The sequence below is a fragment of the Paenibacillus sp. CH40 genome, from assembly GCF_024213605.1.
Taxonomy (GTDB): domain Bacteria; phylum Bacillota; class Bacilli; order Paenibacillales; family Paenibacillaceae; genus Paenibacillus; species Paenibacillus polymyxa_B.
This window is the reverse complement of record NZ_JANAVQ010000003.1, coordinates 237,926-254,382: the sequence shown is the minus strand read 5'-3', so window position 1 is coordinate 254,382 and position 16,457 is coordinate 237,926. Positions and strand designations below refer to the sequence as shown.

At 46.9% G+C, this 16,457-nt stretch carries 18 protein-coding genes; 8 read left to right on the top strand and 10 right to left on the bottom strand.

What is annotated here, in order from left to right; all coding sequences use genetic code 11:
• Positions 1-23: 23 nt before the first annotated feature.
• Entirely contained in the window at positions 24-638 is a 615-nt protein-coding gene (locus NLX73_RS11120; protein WP_061831995.1) for a TetR/AcrR family transcriptional regulator, read from the top strand.
• Positions 639-666: 28 nt separating this feature from the next.
• Here NLX73_RS11120 and NLX73_RS11115 read toward each other — a convergent pair whose 3' ends face one another.
• A complete protein-coding gene (locus NLX73_RS11115; protein WP_254326177.1) occupies positions 667-2,097 on the bottom strand; it encodes an SMI1/KNR4 family protein in 1,431 nt (476 codons plus the stop codon).
• A gap of 17 nt (positions 2,098-2,114) precedes the next feature.
• Complete coding sequence (locus NLX73_RS11110; protein WP_254326176.1) at positions 2,115-2,378, bottom strand: hypothetical protein; 264 nt, start codon at positions 2,376-2,378, stop codon at positions 2,115-2,117.
• A gap of 468 nt (positions 2,379-2,846) precedes the next feature.
• On the opposite strand from NLX73_RS11110, the gene NLX73_RS11105 reads away from it, so the two are divergent.
• Positions 2,847-4,484, top strand: coding sequence for a DUF6138 family protein (locus tag NLX73_RS11105; protein WP_254326175.1), 1,638 nt, complete (start codon positions 2,847-2,849; stop codon positions 4,482-4,484).
• Here the strand turns inward: NLX73_RS11105 and NLX73_RS11100 are convergent.
• Both NLX73_RS11100 and NLX73_RS11095 read right to left on the bottom strand, forming a co-directional pair.
• A complete protein-coding gene (locus tag NLX73_RS11100; RefSeq protein ID WP_254326174.1) occupies positions 4,474-4,833 on the bottom strand; it encodes a DUF7716 domain-containing protein in 360 nt (119 codons plus the stop codon). The genes NLX73_RS11105 and NLX73_RS11100 overlap by 11 nt on opposite strands.
• Positions 4,814-5,473 (bottom strand): hypothetical protein, encoded by a 660-nt coding sequence (locus NLX73_RS11095; protein WP_254326173.1) that lies wholly within the window; start codon positions 5,471-5,473, stop codon positions 4,814-4,816. The genes NLX73_RS11100 and NLX73_RS11095 overlap by 20 nt, the downstream gene beginning before the upstream one ends.
• 375 nt (positions 5,474-5,848) lie before the next feature.
• Between NLX73_RS11095 and NLX73_RS11090 the strand changes: the two genes are divergently transcribed.
• Positions 5,849-6,388 (top strand): HAD family hydrolase, encoded by a 540-nt coding sequence (locus NLX73_RS11090; protein WP_254326172.1) that lies wholly within the window; start codon positions 5,849-5,851, stop codon positions 6,386-6,388.
• A gap of 122 nt (positions 6,389-6,510) precedes the next feature.
• Here the strand turns inward: NLX73_RS11090 and NLX73_RS11085 are convergent, their stop codons facing one another.
• The 6 genes from NLX73_RS11085 to NLX73_RS11060 all read right to left on the bottom strand — a co-directional run bounded on the left by NLX73_RS11085 (position 6,511) and on the right by NLX73_RS11060 (position 9,703).
• Positions 6,511-7,071: a hypothetical protein gene (locus tag NLX73_RS11085; RefSeq protein ID WP_254326171.1), complete on the bottom strand. Its 561-nt coding sequence runs from the start codon at positions 7,069-7,071 to the stop codon at positions 6,511-6,513.
• On the bottom strand, positions 7,055-7,300 hold the full coding sequence (locus NLX73_RS11080; protein ID WP_254326170.1) for a hypothetical protein: 246 nt from the start codon (positions 7,298-7,300) through the stop codon (positions 7,055-7,057). Before NLX73_RS11080 ends, NLX73_RS11085 begins: the two co-directional genes overlap by 17 nt.
• 73 nt (positions 7,301-7,373) lie before the next feature.
• Entirely contained in the window at positions 7,374-8,003 is a 630-nt protein-coding gene (locus tag NLX73_RS11075; RefSeq protein WP_254326169.1) for a hypothetical protein, read from the bottom strand.
• A 178-nt stretch (positions 8,004-8,181) separates the two neighbouring features.
• On the bottom strand, positions 8,182-8,589 hold the full coding sequence (locus NLX73_RS11070) for a hypothetical protein (protein WP_254326168.1): 408 nt from the start codon (positions 8,587-8,589) through the stop codon (positions 8,182-8,184).
• Positions 8,582-9,226: an immunity 50 family protein gene (locus NLX73_RS11065; protein ID WP_250266845.1), complete on the bottom strand. Its 645-nt coding sequence runs from the start codon at positions 9,224-9,226 to the stop codon at positions 8,582-8,584. Before NLX73_RS11065 ends, NLX73_RS11070 begins: the two co-directional genes overlap by 8 nt.
• A gap of 39 nt (positions 9,227-9,265) precedes the next feature.
• Positions 9,266-9,703 (bottom strand): hypothetical protein, encoded by a 438-nt coding sequence (locus tag NLX73_RS11060; protein WP_254326167.1) that lies wholly within the window; start codon positions 9,701-9,703, stop codon positions 9,266-9,268.
• Between the two features lie 335 nt (positions 9,704-10,038).
• Here NLX73_RS11060 and NLX73_RS11055 point away from each other — a divergent pair, with 335 nt between their 5' ends.
• The 5 genes from NLX73_RS11055 (at position 10,039) to NLX73_RS11035 (ending at position 16,267) form a co-directional block, all read left to right on the top strand.
• Positions 10,039-11,613 carry a DEAD/DEAH box helicase gene (locus NLX73_RS11055; protein ID WP_254326166.1) on the top strand — a complete coding sequence of 525 codons (1,575 nt, stop codon included), beginning with the start codon at positions 10,039-10,041 and terminating at the stop codon, positions 11,611-11,613.
• Between the two features lie 208 nt (positions 11,614-11,821).
• Positions 11,822-12,724, top strand: coding sequence for a cation diffusion facilitator family transporter (locus tag NLX73_RS11050; protein ID WP_013312377.1), 903 nt, complete (start codon positions 11,822-11,824; stop codon positions 12,722-12,724).
• A 91-nt stretch (positions 12,725-12,815) separates the two neighbouring features.
• Positions 12,816-13,829, top strand: a complete 1,014-nt coding sequence (locus NLX73_RS11045; protein WP_013312376.1) for an LCP family protein — start codon at positions 12,816-12,818, stop codon at positions 13,827-13,829.
• A 150-nt stretch (positions 13,830-13,979) separates the two neighbouring features.
• On the top strand, positions 13,980-15,143 hold the full coding sequence (locus NLX73_RS11040) for an AI-2E family transporter (RefSeq protein ID WP_254326165.1): 1,164 nt from the start codon (positions 13,980-13,982) through the stop codon (positions 15,141-15,143).
• Between the two features lie 104 nt (positions 15,144-15,247).
• Complete coding sequence (locus tag NLX73_RS11035) at positions 15,248-16,267, top strand: LLM class flavin-dependent oxidoreductase (protein WP_250266840.1); 1,020 nt, start codon at positions 15,248-15,250, stop codon at positions 16,265-16,267.
• The last annotated feature ends 190 nt before the right edge of the window (positions 16,268-16,457 follow it).

Here is a 16,457-nt window from a genome sequence, read left to right as displayed (position 1 = left end):
AGAAAGGGCAAGTACATCTACTCATGAAACATATCAAACGCCGAGAACGTGAAAGCAGTGAGATCCGCCGGAAAATCATTGAGGCCGCCCGGTCGCTTTTCCTGAATCAAGGATATGCCGAAGTCTCCATGCGCAAAATTGCAGATCAGATCGAATATTCACCAACAACTATTTATCATTATTTTGCCAATAAGGAAGCCGTGGTCCGTGAACTGCTGGTAGAAGGAAATACCTTGTTCCTGCAGGCTCTTCAGCAGCGTGTGGATGAAGCACAGGCAGCGGGATTGAACGCTCTGGACACACTGAAAACGGTATCTGATGCGTATGTTCGTTTTGGAACGGCTAACCCGGAATATTACAACATCCTGTTTATCAGCAACCTGGAATCTGTAAGCTTAGTCAGCCTTATAGACAGTGGGCGTTTTAAAGGCTTTGAGCTGCTTGAAGCTGGGCTCAAAGCCGCTATGGAGGAAGGCTGCATCATGCAAGGAGATGAGCGCCTGATCGCCAGATCCGTATGGAGCATGCTGCACGGATTGACTTCTTTGCTCCTGAATTTTGAACTTCCTATGGCAAAATCCAATGATGAATTGATCGCATTCACTATAGATACTTTCCTCAGAGGGTTAAGTCGCTGACGCAGCGGCTAACTTTCTTTACCTCGCATCACTGTACATGCGAATCCGCGTCTGAAAGCTGCTTAAGCACGGCTTCAATGCGCCGTTTATCTTTTTTGAGCATAACGAGCTGTAAAGAAGCAAGAAGCAGATCTGAGATATTGGCCCAAGCGTCTGCTTCCAGAGCGGGAAGGAGATCCCGATGAATCATGATATCCAGCGCCTCCGTTGCAATTTTCTGATGAAGCTCGCTATCGGATAGCCATTCAATCAACTGCTCAGCTGTAGGACGGGAGTGAGCAAAAAGTATTGCCCAGCCATCCACCGGATGATTGACTTTATCCCGCATCCAGTTAATGATCTGTGGTGAACGAAAATGCTGTAGCTGCCCATTAGCGGTGTATCCTTCTAATTTGTCTTCTGCAGCCGAATCCTGTAGCAGCAGGTGATTGCAAACACATACCAAGCCTTCCTGCTCGGGTAGGCAACGGGCGCTCAGATAGGCACGTGTGGACACAAATGCACCCTTAGCATGTAGGGTATTGTTTTGAGCTAAAGATGTCCATGCTTGCGCGGTTTCCGGTTCCCACAAGGAGCGGACCCAATTAGCGGCCCCCATCCCCGCGGTCTCCCCTACCAAAACGGCCCAAGTAGAGAATGGAACCTGGCTATGCTGAATGTTCTGCCAGTGCTGCTCCCAGGCAAGAAAAATATCCTTTGGATCATAGGCTTGAAAAGCCTGCAACACAGCAGGATGATCTACGCCATGCATGGTGGTGTAATGGATCAGCTTCTCCAACGACTGCGCATCCTCCAGTTTCATCGTGCAAAACATGTTCAACCAGCGTAGCCAGAATTGCAGTGGTGGGCTGTTTAGCTGAATGCCATGCTCATCGGCCACTTTAAACCAATCCCATAGCCATAGCCCATGCAAGGTGAGCATGGTGTCTATATAGGCAGGTAGATTTTCCGCAAGCAGCGTGAACTGGTCCAGCTCGTGATGATAGCAGAACACCGCTGGCTCTGTAGTGGATGTCGCCATATCAAGCAGTATCGGATCACCCGCACCATTATAATTAAGGATCAGATATCGTTGCTCGTCCGCTGCTGAATCGGTATCTTCCCCATAGGATGTAAAATAGCCAATATACTCATGATTCCAGCCAAATTCTCCTGTGATATCGTCTAGGATAATCTGCTCTTGTTCAAGATCATTGCTGTTTTTATATGAACACTCCGGTCCATCAGCTACAATACAGTGTGGGGGGAGGCACCATAGTAAATTTAAGCTGCCACACCGCTGTATTAATTCAGACAGGGAGGCAGGCAAAGGCATCCGCAGCCGTTCCTCCAGCTCAGTTAGTTCACCTGTAGAAATCCCCTCCGTCCATTGGTATACCACATCAGGCATCCCACTTTGTCTCAGACGATCAACGACTTGTTCCAGTTTTTCTAAGGTTTGTGCAAAATGTACTGTCATTCGTATTCGTCCTCCTCTTACTCTACAACCCGACAATGCTCTTTTTGCAAGAATGCTAGAATTTCATCACGAAGTGCTATCGCTTTCGGTTCATAAATGATCGCCACTTCGCGTCCATATGCATAGTTAAAACGCACGTATCCGCATAGAGTCTGAAGAAAAGCCATGCAGATATGCTCATTTTCAATCCATAGATTTGAGGCAAAATGCTGTTTAAACTGCTGAGCCAATGCTTGTATGGATGCCGGAGCGAAATCCAGGGCTTGCTCGTTGGCAGCCACAGCAAGCCTTCGACCTGAGGGTGAATCGCTAGGAAGTCACCATCTATGGAGCTGCCAATGACCACGCACTCACCCAGCTGCTGCGCTGTAATTGGGCAATTATCATCATGCGTCCACAGTTCGTAATCCGCATAGGCTTGCAATAGTTGAGGATCAGGCCTTTCAATCATTAGCAGGCCGCAATAGGTCCCCGGCCCGTAGCGGGTGAGGAATGCTACATAGGAAGGGGGTAAAGTTAATCCATAGGTAGTTCAAAAGTTGTCAGTTCATCGGCAGCCACCGTCGTATGTTGTGTGGAAACCCAATACATGTAGGATGCACCTGCTTTCCGGCACTCTATCTATAGGGATAGAGATCAAAAGTAAATGAGAGATATGCTATAATTAGGAAATAAAATAGTTATAGATTAGTCTATCTTAATTCCATAGGAACTACAATTTGTGAGGGGATGAAGGAGGAACACATCTTATGACAACATCAGGGGTACAAGCCTACATAGATCCAATTTTTGAGGCGATTGATGAGGCGTACGCTTCTGAGCAAAAGCGCATCGCCGAATTCCAAATCAAAAGTGTCCTTCACGAAGGGATTCATGAATACTTAAAAGTTACCTGTAAGAAGGATGGGCTGTGGGTGGATACCTACGAACCGTTTGATTGGGATCATCGTAGACCGAACATGGAGATTTCTGGTTTTACGAAGGGGGTAACACTGCAGCAGGTTCAGGACGAATGGATGCCTGTGTTTAGGGAACGGATAGAGGCGCTATTTAATTCGGAAGAATTCAGCTCCATGTTCTTTCGTTATCGGCTGGATTTTCATCTGGAAGTGGTCTTGGAGAATAAGGCCAATCATTTTACATTCTCACTCCTAAATGAAGATAAACGGCAGCAACTGTTAGCCACTATCCAGCAGTTTGTGGAGCAGAAGCTCAACCCCTCCAGTAGAGCTATTCCGAAGGAAGAGGACGATTTCTTCTTAGTGAGACACTTGCTTGATCCTCATTTGTACGCTATAGATGCCCAGCGGGTGGATGAGTTGCTCCATATAATGGATGCCAAAGTGAAGGTCAGCCGCAAGCGTGAGGAAGCATGGAGGTATCAGCTCAGCAGTGGCTTAAAGCATTGGGCTGAAGATGAATTTTTGCTGAAATATGCGGATCGGGAAAAAAGCTATGGGTTGGATTATAAAGTGAAGCCCGATATTCTCCCTTCGGAAATTCCCGCGCCAGCCATGGAGATGTTCCTGCTTACTGCGATGCGGGTGGGTTCGACCGATGCCGATGCACGGCAGAAATATTTGGAGATTGCTGCACAGCTAGGCTCGGAGCAGGCTTCCGTGTGGCTTGAGAGCGGATCAGGAAGCATCCCAGCGTTACATACAAGCGAGCGAGTCATCTGCCAAGCTAATGACATTTTGCAAACATTGGAGATTCAGATTCGTTCAGAGGAAGAAGAAAGCTATAGAGAAGCACTTGTATATTTATGCGATATTTTAAAGAAGGGCTTTACCAAGGAATATCGGATGAAGTTCAAAAGCAAGGTGAAAAACTACCTGCCTGTACCCAAGTTGGCTAAATCTACGCTACATCGTTTCTTCGCCAATGCACTTGAGTATCCGTCACTGCATCCGTTGCTGGCTGAATATGCCGAAACCGTGATGGAAGAATTCAAATGGTATAACGATGTAGAGCCCGGTGAAAAGTCGGCGATGCCGGGAACCTATGCGGTAATGGGATTAGGACTGAAAGGAACGAACTATTTCCCATTAGTGAATCGTTATATGAAGCTGGTGGACAGTGAGCATCAGTCCGTACAGGATGGTTACGCGGCTGCTTTTGCCGAAGCGCATGGGCTAACACCTGACACGATCCCCGTTTGGACGAGGATTCTACTGGCAAGCAACGAGTCTGCCAAACCCCTGAAGTCATCCGGAATCGAAACTGTAGAGCAGGCACAGGTACTGGTGGAGGAGCTTGAGAAGCTGGAGGACTATGAACAAGAGGTGCTTGTTTATCGTATATGGGGTGGCGCGAAGAAACTAAAAAACAGCCTGAAGCAGGCTGTCCCTGAGGTGAAAGAGTTGCTGGAGACGCTTATTCCATAAAAGCATCATATTCATGATAATATCGCAGTCCCTGCGCAATGCGTTCAATATCCGGCTCGCTTCCGCTGTGGCGTAACACTTCAATGACATCCTGTACAGTCGCCACCTCCAGCCAAGATTGCACGTGATGGTCTGGCAGAGATGTAGGGATACTTTCATCACGATGATTGGTGACGGTGAGACCGGCATCCTCCAGCTCCCACAATTCTTCCTCGGGAATGATGTAGTAGGTAGAATTGAGCGGATTACTTTGAACACGTTCCAGATTGGCAAATACCCATTCATTGATTTCTGTTTGGTCAACGGCATGGACCAGTGCTTCAAGGCTGTCAAAAGTTTGTATGCTCATGTATGGAGGCTCCTCTCTTAGCCGGTGGCTTATGCTGTAGCTTTTGTAATATCTTTAAGATGGCCTGGCGATTCTTCGCATCCTTAATGTACTTGGGAATGGAATGGGAAGCCGTACGCATCATACCGGATGTAGGCTTTTCCCGCAACTCGGCAGAGATATAGGAGAGCAGGTAATTCAGGTGTATCCGGTTAAGAGCCCAGACAGGTTTACCCCGATAGTAATCAAGGAAGTACAGCTGGAGCTGGAAAATAGGGTCTTTTCCGTTTTGGATCACGTCCGTATGCCATTCGCGTGATTGAACACGATGCACCGGAACCTGATTGCGTGTCTCACAGTGCGGACAGTTTATATTCGTATTTTTATGGAGTTTCGTTCGGTCATCATGGATTTCGATATTAAAATACCGCTCACAATGGTTGCATACGCCGCGTGCATAGAATGTATAAGATTCTGGCTGCTGATACGTGTAGTAACAATGAGAGCATCGAACAACGTAATAACAGTCTTTTTTGGATCTGGAAATAAAAGCTTGGCCCTGACAACGGGGACAGTGAACAGCTACTTGTTCTCCTCTCCAGATCACGGCGGCAAAGTCATATTTATATCCATGTTCATCTTTGAAGCGCTTTTGCTCCATATTCGTTCCTCCTTTTCGGAAAGAGCGTAAAAACGTAAATTTTATGATTCATATGTTATAATATTCCTCAACAACAGAATGGCTTAGATGGGCGGTCGGCTAGTCTCCTGTAAAGGAGGTGACGGTCCTGATTCTTTCCTTCCATAAAAAGAAATAGACCGCCCTCGACAAAGGCAAGCGGTCTATTTCAATGATCATCCTTTGACACGGCTACCGCCCTTAAAAGCGGCTGTTGCCAAAGAGTGAGGATGTTGACGCATCTTCACTCTTTTTTTAGAATATACATCTTATTCCCATTTTAACACTTGAAAATGGCCTTTTCAATGCACCGAAGGGTGAAAAGGTGAATAGGACGTGCAAAAGGAGAGGGCGAACATGAGCATTTTTACAGGGCTGCAACGTCCGCAGTTTCAGGCTTATTATGACGAGACTTTTCTAATAGAACATCGTTTTGAAAATGGTATGGGTTTTCCGCCTTCTTATATAGATTATGTCAAAACTCTTGGTTACGGGCGACTATGCGGCTTATGGAACATTCATATTCCTCTTGGCGATCACCCGGATTCATGGCTTCATCGTTATCATGACTGGCGGGCCTGGTTTGATGATTTACTCGAATCGGAAGAGGTTTTACAAGAAGCGGCGCTGGAGCCAGATGGCTTTCCAGAACTTTTGGAGCATGCGGTTCCCTTCGCTTCCAGTGAAGGGAATGACCTGCTGATTTGGGATATTCAATCGCCTGATGAACGGGGAGAATTCCCAATCTATGCTTTGAATCTACGCACATGGGGCAATTTTCGGTATGCAGCCTCGGATTTGTATAGCCTCGTCGAAGCGTTGGTGGATGAAGAGCGCGTAAAGTCGGTATTGGGCACAGATCGTACACCATTCCCTTATACATTCGAGCCTTTTTAACAACGCTTTTTTGAATCTACCATACAGTGCGCAGATCACCTGACATACCGCAAATCGGCCGTCATGCATGGGAATAACAAAAATATCGCCTTCCCGATGCTTGATTCTTTTGAACACCATCGTCAGGCCAGCTCTTCCTGAATGATCTCTGTTTTTAGACCTTTAGCGCTGGTAATCGTAATGCTGATCGCATCATAGCCGTTCCGCTTCGCATCTTCAAAATCGCATCGTTCGCCGTTGATCAGCTCTAACTGTCCATTCTCATCCACATCGTCTGCAAACTCGTCATCCCAATCCACATTATAAAAAGCGGTCAAGCTTACCTCGAAAGTATCTTCACCATCTTCGTCCAGATAGGGCAGCAGGGGAGTGCGATTGTTCTGCTGTTCCTTGGTATAAACTTCGCATAGCAGAGCATCGTAACCATGGCGGGTTCCGTCAAAAATCACGATCTGTTCACCTGTGACTGCATCTTCTGCAATAATGAGCTGGGGTGCAAATTCAGTTACAGCGATAAGCTCGTCCATAAGCTCTCCATAATAAAAAATGTGGAATTTCGTATGTCCGGCCTGTGAACGGAGCTTACCTGTCCACTCCTGCTCAATCCATGCCTCCGGGTTTTCGGGTACAACCCAACCTTCCAAATAAGCCGGTCCCCATTTAGGATTATGTATTTCTGTCATTAGTAGACCTCCCTTTCTGCTCGTTGAGTCGTTCAATTACCTGGTTAAATAACGTTGTAAAGTCTGTTGCCACCAGATACAAATGTCCACATTGGTCCTGCTCTGCAATATCATAGTTCAGTTTGTCATCATAAGCATGAAGATGTGTGCGGTCCCAGTAGTACACATACGCGGTGTATTCATTACATATCAGAACGTAGAAATTGTCGCCCGCATCTGCACCAATCAACAAAGCATTCTCGACATGATTGATTTCATCCAGAAATTCATCATTAATCGCTAGTGGGGCATCATTTGTGAGATCATGTCATAGATAAGGTGACGATTTTGTTGTCCTCATCCACATCGACCTTTACATTTACTCCTAGCTTATCCTTAAACAGCTTGCTGATATTGATATAGTCATCCTTTACCGCACGGCTTGATCTACCGGTTGTGCGAGTCATCCCAGCGGTGATGATGGAACGGACGTATGTTTTATCGAGCTTGGCTTCGGGATTATAGGTATAAATGATCTGTTCCTGCTGATTGTAATAATGGGTTAATTCCGTGTAGTCGTTAGCATTCTCATACTGCTTTTCCTCACGCACATACTCAGGATGGTCCATGGTGTAGTGGACTCCCCCGTCCAGAAAGGGATTTTCCTTGGAGGGTCGGAGTTCATAGTGTCCGTAGGCTAGTTGAAACAGATACTCTATGCCTGAGCCCTCCGCCTGATAGTAGAGCTGACGATTGTCCCCTTTTTTATCTATAGCGGTATAGCTGCTAATTAAAGGCCAGGCATCATACTTTTTATCCTTTACCTCAATGGCAAGCTTGTAATGTACAAGCACCTTTTCATTTTGAAATAACCCAAAGCTGCTCATAATGAAATAGGCAGGCACACATATAATTCCGATAATCAATATGAATATAAATATTCTTACACGCATAAGTAGAGTGATTCTCCTTTGGATGTCGATGATGTGGAAAGCTCCCGTTTGGCAGATGCACCGAATTCCTCATGCTCTACTAATTGTTTCAGAGCATGTTGTGCGAAAGGCATGCTTTTATGTGCGCGAAGCAATGCAAAAGCGGCCTCCTTGACTAAGAAATATGTATCACTGCGGATCAACTCTCATGTCTGTAGCTCGATAAAGCTTCTTCCGGTCCGCCACCCTCCAACAGCACCATAACCGCATAGGAGATCGTATCCATCCAATCGTCGAGGGTGTTGATCTGCGCTACGGTCAGCAGATTGTTTCGCTGCAGCATACTATCAGGATACAATGCCCATGCCCGTGTATATTGGCAAATCCCCCACAGAGCGGCAATCAGCTCCCGTTCTACGGATGGTTTCTCCAACTCATCTGCCAGAACTTCAATGATGGTCATCAGCTCATGGAAATTATCCTCAATCAGTTCTCCCTGGAAGGGGCGGAGCATCCCTAGAAATCCGTTTTGCATTTTGGGATGATCCAGATCATCGTGAATAAAAGAATGACAACGTAACAGCTCGCGAGCCTCCTGTTTATTCATTCAGTTCCTTAATCTCTGCGCGGATACCTCTGCACAGAAAGCTACCTGACAGTCCCGACAAGGCATCGATATCAACGACCATGTCTGCTTCTTCATAGCGGAAATCAAGCTGCAAGATGATGTTTTCTGTTTCTACAGGAGTTAATACATGTTCTTTGGTTTCCAGAAATGTAAAAGTCACTGCATAGCGTGGGACGTCTTTTGCTGGAGCTTCAGGGATTACAGGTGCCTCAGCCGAAGGCTCCAGATCCGGTGATCTAGGGACAAGCACGCTAGCGTAGGATAGCTCAATCGTCAGCGTAATCTGGTCTTTCGTCATATTAGCAGCCGTAATTCGGTCATAATGAAAGGGAGGAAAATAGCCGAGCTTTTCAACAATGCTGTCTGCACCTTGAATAGAAACGGTTGGAGAGAAAGCCAGTTCCAGTCCGATGGACCCTGCCAGTTGGTCTTCATATTCTGGATTGATACGTACAAGGGCTTGTTCCGGCTCTACTTTCAAAATCGTGCCTATAAAATACTGTTTGCCATGGATCAGAACAATATCATGCGGAACGAACGGCAACGCTCCCCCGGCTTGATAATGAATGAGATATTCGTTCTCTTTTTTTTCAACCTTTTGAACTTGAATTTGCATAAATTGCAGCCTCCTAGGGTTAATGGTATGGCGGATTGTTTAAGTGTGTGGTAAAGGGAACGGAGTCCACGATTGAAAAATATACTTCATATCCGGTGTATCCTGTTCGAGCATAAATGGAACAATATCCATAATAGCGCGTGCTTTACTGCCAGCATAAAAGTTACGCGGGCTGTGTAGCAGCTTGTGTGCCTTTAACCACTGGCTCAGCTTCATCATAACGTCTTCGACGATTGCTTGGTCGATATTTTCATAAACGTCCTGACGGATTGAAACGAGCATGCCGCAATGATTAGAAGATTGGCACATGGGGTCATTGGACAAAAGAATGTACACTTCCGGCGTTGTCCCTTTGTTATAGGATGATTTGATACTGGGAGCCTCGATAGCTAGCATCAGCGGAATCAATTCATCATCGGTTACAATGCGGAGCAGCTCTTGCAGGTTGTTAACCACAAGCATCCATCCTTTATTCATGAATTACCAATTCTTATACCATAATATATGACATGAAGATTGAATTCACCTTTTACATTGACTGTGGTACTGTTCATTAAAATCGTTTGGAAACCAGTTCAACTTCGCGTATACTAGGAAAGTCATACATGGAACGGGCCTGAGCCGCATGGCGGCCGTATGTTGGTTACATGAACAGATTCAACGATAACGGATAAGCTCCCTTCCTGAAAAGGGTAGAATGAGAACCGATACAAAAATGGGAATTCTGAACTATGGAACGATAGATGTCATATGGCACATGAACCTATTTTACGTGACACATATTGAATACAGATAAGGGAAGTGAATACCACTTGAAGAATTTTGCAGCATTAGGCGTAGAGCAGCATTGGGTAGAAGCCTTAAAAGAACAGGGAATTTCATCCCCAACTCCTGTACAGCAGGAGTCGATTCCACTGTTGATGGAAGGTCAGGATGTTATCGCCGAGGCACATACGGGAACCGGGAAGACACTTGCGTTTTTACTGCCGATTCTACAAAAGCTGAATTTGGATAAGCGACACCCACAGGCGCTCGTGATTGCACCTACGCGTGAACTGGCGCTTCAGATTACGGAGGAAGCAAAATGCTTGGCTGCTACGGAGCCGAACCTGTCATTACTGGCTGTATATGGAGGACAGGACGTAGAGCGTCAGCTTCGTAAACTGAAAGGCGGCGCACAACTGATTATTGGTACACCTGGGCGACTGCTGGATCACCTGAGACGTGGCACGCTGGATCTGGGTGGCATTAAAATGCTGGTCCTGGACGAAGCCGACCAAATGTTACACATGGGCTTTTTGAACGATGTGGAGACGATTCTTCAGGAGGTTCCTTACCGGAGACAGACGATGCTGTTTTCCGCTACGATGCCAGCCGGTATTCGCAAGCTGGCTCGTGTATATATGAACGAACCCGTAGATGTCAAAGTGAAATCCGCTTCTTCCGTTCCGGTGAGCCAAATCCGTCAGGTCGTTGTGCAAACAACAGACCGTGGTAAGCAACAGGCATTGGTGGATATGCTGAATACAGATCGTCCGTACTTGGCTGTTATTTTCTGCCGTACGAAGCGACGAGCTGCCAAACTGAACGAAGAGCTGCAAGAGATGGGCTTCGAGAGCGGTGAGCTTCACGGAGATTTGTCCCAGAACAAGCGGGAGCAAGTGATGAAGGCGTTCCGGGAAGCGAAACTCCAATTGCTCGTAGCGACTGATGTAGCTGCACGCGGCTTGGATGTAGAAGGCGTCACGCATGTCTTTAACTATGACATGCCGCAGGATGCCGAAAGCTACATCCACCGCATCGGGCGTACCGGCCGTGCCGGAGGCAAAGGCGTGGCGGTGACGCTCGCGACGCCAAGGGATGTTCCAGAGCTTCGGAACATCCAAAGAGTTGCTGGTGTCACATTCACCAGCAGTGAGGGCGGCGGACAGCGTAGACCTGCTTCCGATACGGCTGATCGGCAGGGTCGAGAACGCCGTTCGGGCAGAAACGACCGCCGTTCCTACGGCGGCAACGACTCCGGCGGTGGGCGCCGGGGCAGCGGCCGCGAACAGGCGGGCCGTCGTGACAGTGCAAGCGGCGAACGTCGCTCTAGCCGCGGCAGCAGCGAGCGCGGCGGATATGACCGCAGCAGCAGCGGTTCTGCACGCGGAGGCCAAGGCCGCTCGACAGGACAAAGCAGCGAGCGTGGCGGGTATGACCGCAGTAGCGGCGGTTCTGCACGCGGAGGTCAGGGCCGCTCGGCAGGACAAAGCAGCGAACGCGGTGGATATGACCGCAGCAGCGGCGGTTCTGCACGCGGAGGCCAAGGTGGCCGCGGTGGACAAGCCAAAGGCGGCCCGCGTGGTGGTCAAGGACAAGGAGGCCGTCGCGGACGGTCCAGATAGTTAAAACAGGAGTATTCTCATAGAATACTCCACTATGGTTATCATAATAGCCCCGGGGAGGCTCATCTTCCGGGGCTATTGTAATCTTCATCCATACCGCTGAAGGAGCGGCACCATAAGATGACATGAGTAGCGGAGCTACCTTGAAATACACGATTAGCGTTTAGGATACATTTTTCAAAAGATAAATTTGGAGGGGTTATACATCATGCAGGAACAGGATATGGGCAAGCGCGCCATGGTCTCAGCATGGATCAGCCTGATTAGCAACATCCTATTAACCGGCATTAAGATTATTACAGGACTTATGTTCAACAGTAAGGTGCTGGTAGCCGATGGTGTGCATAATGCCGGAGACGTGATTGCCTCTGCGACGGCACTGGGAGCGATGCGCATATCCAGCCAGCCGCCGGATGAGGATCATCCTTATGGTCACGGCAAAGCAGAAGTGATCGGTGCAAGCGTGGTGGCGGTCATATTGTTTGGAGCGGGCATATTTATCGGCTATCATTCCATTGCAGCACTGTTCGAACCGATGCCACAGGAGCATATACTGGCATTGGTAGCCGCTATTATTTCCTTGCTCTGGAAACAGTGGCTGTATATTTACACGATTCGTATCGGGAGAGCGGCCAATAGTCAGGGTCTTATTGCAACGGCAAAAGATCATCTCGCTGATGTGTACGCCTCTGGGGCTGCTGTACTGGGTATCGGCTTAGGGCTAATTGGGGAGCACTGGAGCATTTCAATCTTATCTTACGGCGACCCTATTGCGGGATTTGTAGTGGCATTGCTAGTTCTGAAATTGGCGTGGGAAATGGGCCGTGAATCCATAGATGTACTTATGGAAAAAGCGATTGCAACGGAGGAAATTGAAAGCTACGCCGCAGCCGCACTGAGTGTAGCCGAGGTTCAACGTATTGACCGTATCCGTGCCCGTGAGCACGGCCATTATATCATCGTGGATATCCGCGCTTCAGTGGATGCCTCTTTGACGATTCAGCAGGGACACGATATTATCCGACTGATTAAGGGGGCTGTTATGAAGCGGGAACCGCGGGTTTATGAGGTGCTTGTCCATTTGAATCCATGGTATGCGGACGACCACTAGAACAGACGACACAAATTGACAGATAACTTGCAGGAAGGGTATGCTTTTAAAAGCCGAACGATGATGAATAAAAGCGAGGTTACCCGAAAATATGCGAAAATTTTTAAAATGGTTAGGCATTTCTGTGACTGCAGCGGTTCTTTTAGTGGGCGGTTATTATACGTATTCTATTTATCATTTTACGAATCAAATTTCGGTTGCTTCCGGACAGGATTCGAAATTCAAACCGCAGGCACAAACTCAAACCAATGTACAACCTGTAGAGGTATCGCTCCCACCGGAATGGGATGGGACAGAAAGAGTGAATATTCTGCTGCTAGGCGGCGACTCCCGTGGAGAGGATTCAGGGCGTTCTGACTCCGTTATGGTTGCTTCTATTGATCCGGTTACGAAAAAGGCTACACTTATGTCGATTCTTCGTGATACGTACGTCAATATCCCAGGTCATGGGCAAAGTCGATTGAATGCTGCTTTTTCCTACGGTGGACCGGATTTGACCAGACAGACCGTGAGCGACCTGCTGGGCATACCGATTCAATATTATGTATATACTGATTTTAATGGCTTTATTGCGCTGGTTGATTCTGTGGGTGGTATTGACCTGGATGTTGAAAAAGATATGCACTATACCTCCAAGGCAGATAAACACCAGTTTGATATTGATTTGAAAAAGGGAATGCAGCACATGGACGGTAAAACAGCCTTGCAATATGTACGCTTCCGTCATGATGCAACTTCCGATTTTACGCGTACGGAACGGCAACGCAAATTCATTACCGAGCTTGGCGGTAAAATTCAGTCAACCTCATCTCTAATTAAACTGCCGAGTATTTTAAATAGCATTTCTCCTTATATTGAAACGAATCTCAGCACTACGGAAATGCTGCAATTGGCTTCATTGGGCTTTAATATCGATGCAACAACAGTAGCGAAGCAGCAAATCCCGCCGAATGAATTGGTGCGCGGTGAAACCATTAAGGGTGCGCAGGTGTTGGGTGTAGACGAAAGAAAGCTCAAGCGCTTCATACAGAATCTTTTTGAACAGGAGAACAAACCTGTGACCACGACGGTGGATGCTGCAACCACGATAAATGATACTCCATAACCCTCGAAAGCAAGCGAAGTTCGTACGATGACGTACAACTTTGTTTGCTTTTGTGTTTATTTGGGTATAACCTTGTATATTTTGTTCCAAAAATATATCGTATCTATGAAGAACGTCTACTCATTTGTGTAAAGAGAAGGGGAATGTGGTGTGGAAATAACTCCGGCATGGAAAGACCGATTCAAGAAGTTTTTTCTGAACAACAAGTTTGTGTTATTCCTGCTGGTACTGCTGCTGATCGGCTTGAATATCTTGGTGCTTACCAAAATTTCATACATATTCACACCTGTCATGGTGTTGTTAAAAACGATAATTCTCCCTGTCATTTTATCCGGCGTGTTGTACTATCTGTTCAACCCGTTGGTTGATGTACTGGAGCGTAACAAGGTGAAACGAATATACTCCATTGTTGTACTGTTTTTGCTCATTATAGGGGTTATTGCGATTGTGGTTACATCGGTGGTACCTGTAATCCGCGATCAAATACAGGGGCTTATCCAGAATTTCCCTGCCTATAGCGAGCAAGTACAACGACAATTCGAGAAACTGATCGGCAGCGATTTTGTAAACCAGTTCCAGAACACCATTCAAATTAATCCATCTGAGCTGGCCTCCAAAGCTTCTGAAAAGTTATCTAGCTTTATTAATAATGCATGGACGGGTGTGGGCAGCTTTTTGGGCGTGGTTACAGAAACGGTACTTGCGATTGCCACGGTTCCATTTATTCTGTTCTACTTGCTAAAAGATGGACACAAGCTGCCACAGTTTATCCTGAAAATGCTCCCGCCTATGTTTCGTAAAGAAACAGATCGCATTATGACCGAGATGAATCATCAGGTCAGTTCCTATATTCGTGGGCAGATTATTGTCAGCTTCTGTATTGGGGCGTTGTTGTATATTGGTTACCTAATCATTGGATTAGACTACTCTCTGACGCTTGCAGTCATTGCGTCCTTTACGAGCGTTGTCCCCTACTTAGGTCCCGTCATTGCCATTACACCTGCGTTAATTGTAGCCTTGGTCACCTCACCGATTATGCTGCTCAAGATGGTTATCGTGTGGACAGTCGTACAGCTCATTGAGGGTAAATTTATTTCTCCACAAATTATGGGCAAATCTCTTCGAGTACATCCGATCACGATTATCTTTGTTATTCTGACGGCAGGCAATTTGTTTGGTGTGGTGGGAATCGTACTGGCGGTTCCGGGGTATGCTGTCTTGAAAGTAATCGTTACACATTTGTACAGTTTCTTTAAAAAGCGTTCGCATCTCTATGAGGCGGATAAAGGGAACACAAGTCTTTACGAAAAATAAACTTTTCCACTATAAAATCGATATTGCCCCCTCTTGGGTAACTGTGGCTTCGCGTGCTATAATTAATGCCTATCCTTATTCCAAAATAGAAAGGTCAGACTTTTATGATAAAACTCAGCATTCTTGACCAATCTCCGGTATCGGAAGGCATGACGCATGCACAAGCATTACAAAAGACCGCTGAGCTTGCTATAGAGGCGGAACGCTTGGGTTATCATCGCTTTTGGGTATCAGAGCATCATTCTGCCGCAAATCTCGCAGGCTCCAGTCCGGAGGTACTGATTTCACATCTGGCCGCACGTACCTCAACCATTCGAGTGGGGTCGGGTGGTGTGATGCTGCCCCATTACAGCGCTTATAAAGTAGCGGAAAACTTCCGTGTGCTGGAGGGATTGTATCCGGGACGCATTGATTTAGGTCTGGGACGAGCGCCCGGAGGAATGCCCATTGCTACCAGAGCCCTGCAAGAAGGCAAAATGCGAGGTGGTGTAGATCTATACCCTGAGCAGTTGGATGACCTGTTAGCTTATTTACATGACAGCACGGGCAATAATCACCGTTTCGGTTCGCTACAGGCGATGCCGCTTATAGAAACTGTACCGGAAATGTGGTTGCTCGGCTCCAGTGGTGATAGCGCAGGTCTGGCAGCCGAGCGTGGCGTGGGCTTTGCGTTTGCACAGTTCATTAATGGTGAAGGCGGCACAGGGGCTATGAAGGAATACCAGGAAAGCTTCCAGCCTTCCCAGCATAGTGACCAACCGCGTTCACTTGTTGCCGTTTTTGCGATCTGTGCGGATACCGAAGAGGAGGCGAATCGGTTGGCTTCCAGTATGGACTTGTCTCTTGTTCTATTAGAGCAGGGAATGCGCTCCGCTGGAACACCTTCCGTCGAAAAGGCACTGGCGTATCCGTATACGCCGTTTGACCGGATGCGGATTCGTGAGAATCGCAAACGTATGGTGGTCGGTTCGCCCGAACAGGTGAAGCGTCAGATTGAGCAGTTAAGTAAGGACTATAATGCACAGGAGATCATGGTTGCGAGCATTATTCACGACTTTGATGCCAAAATAAAATCTATACGTCTCATGGCTGAAGCATTTGGACTGTCTTCTATACAGTCATAATGCGATTCGCCGGATTTAAAAGATCACAGCTTCGAGGAGCTGTGATCTTTTTTTGAATTTTTTGAGGGAATATTAGATGATATGCACTGTATGATATAGGAAATAAACCAGTTAACACTTGATAATGATTATCAATATCTTTATTATATAAAGATAGAATGAAGTTTTGATGAAAGTCGTGCGTTAAGCC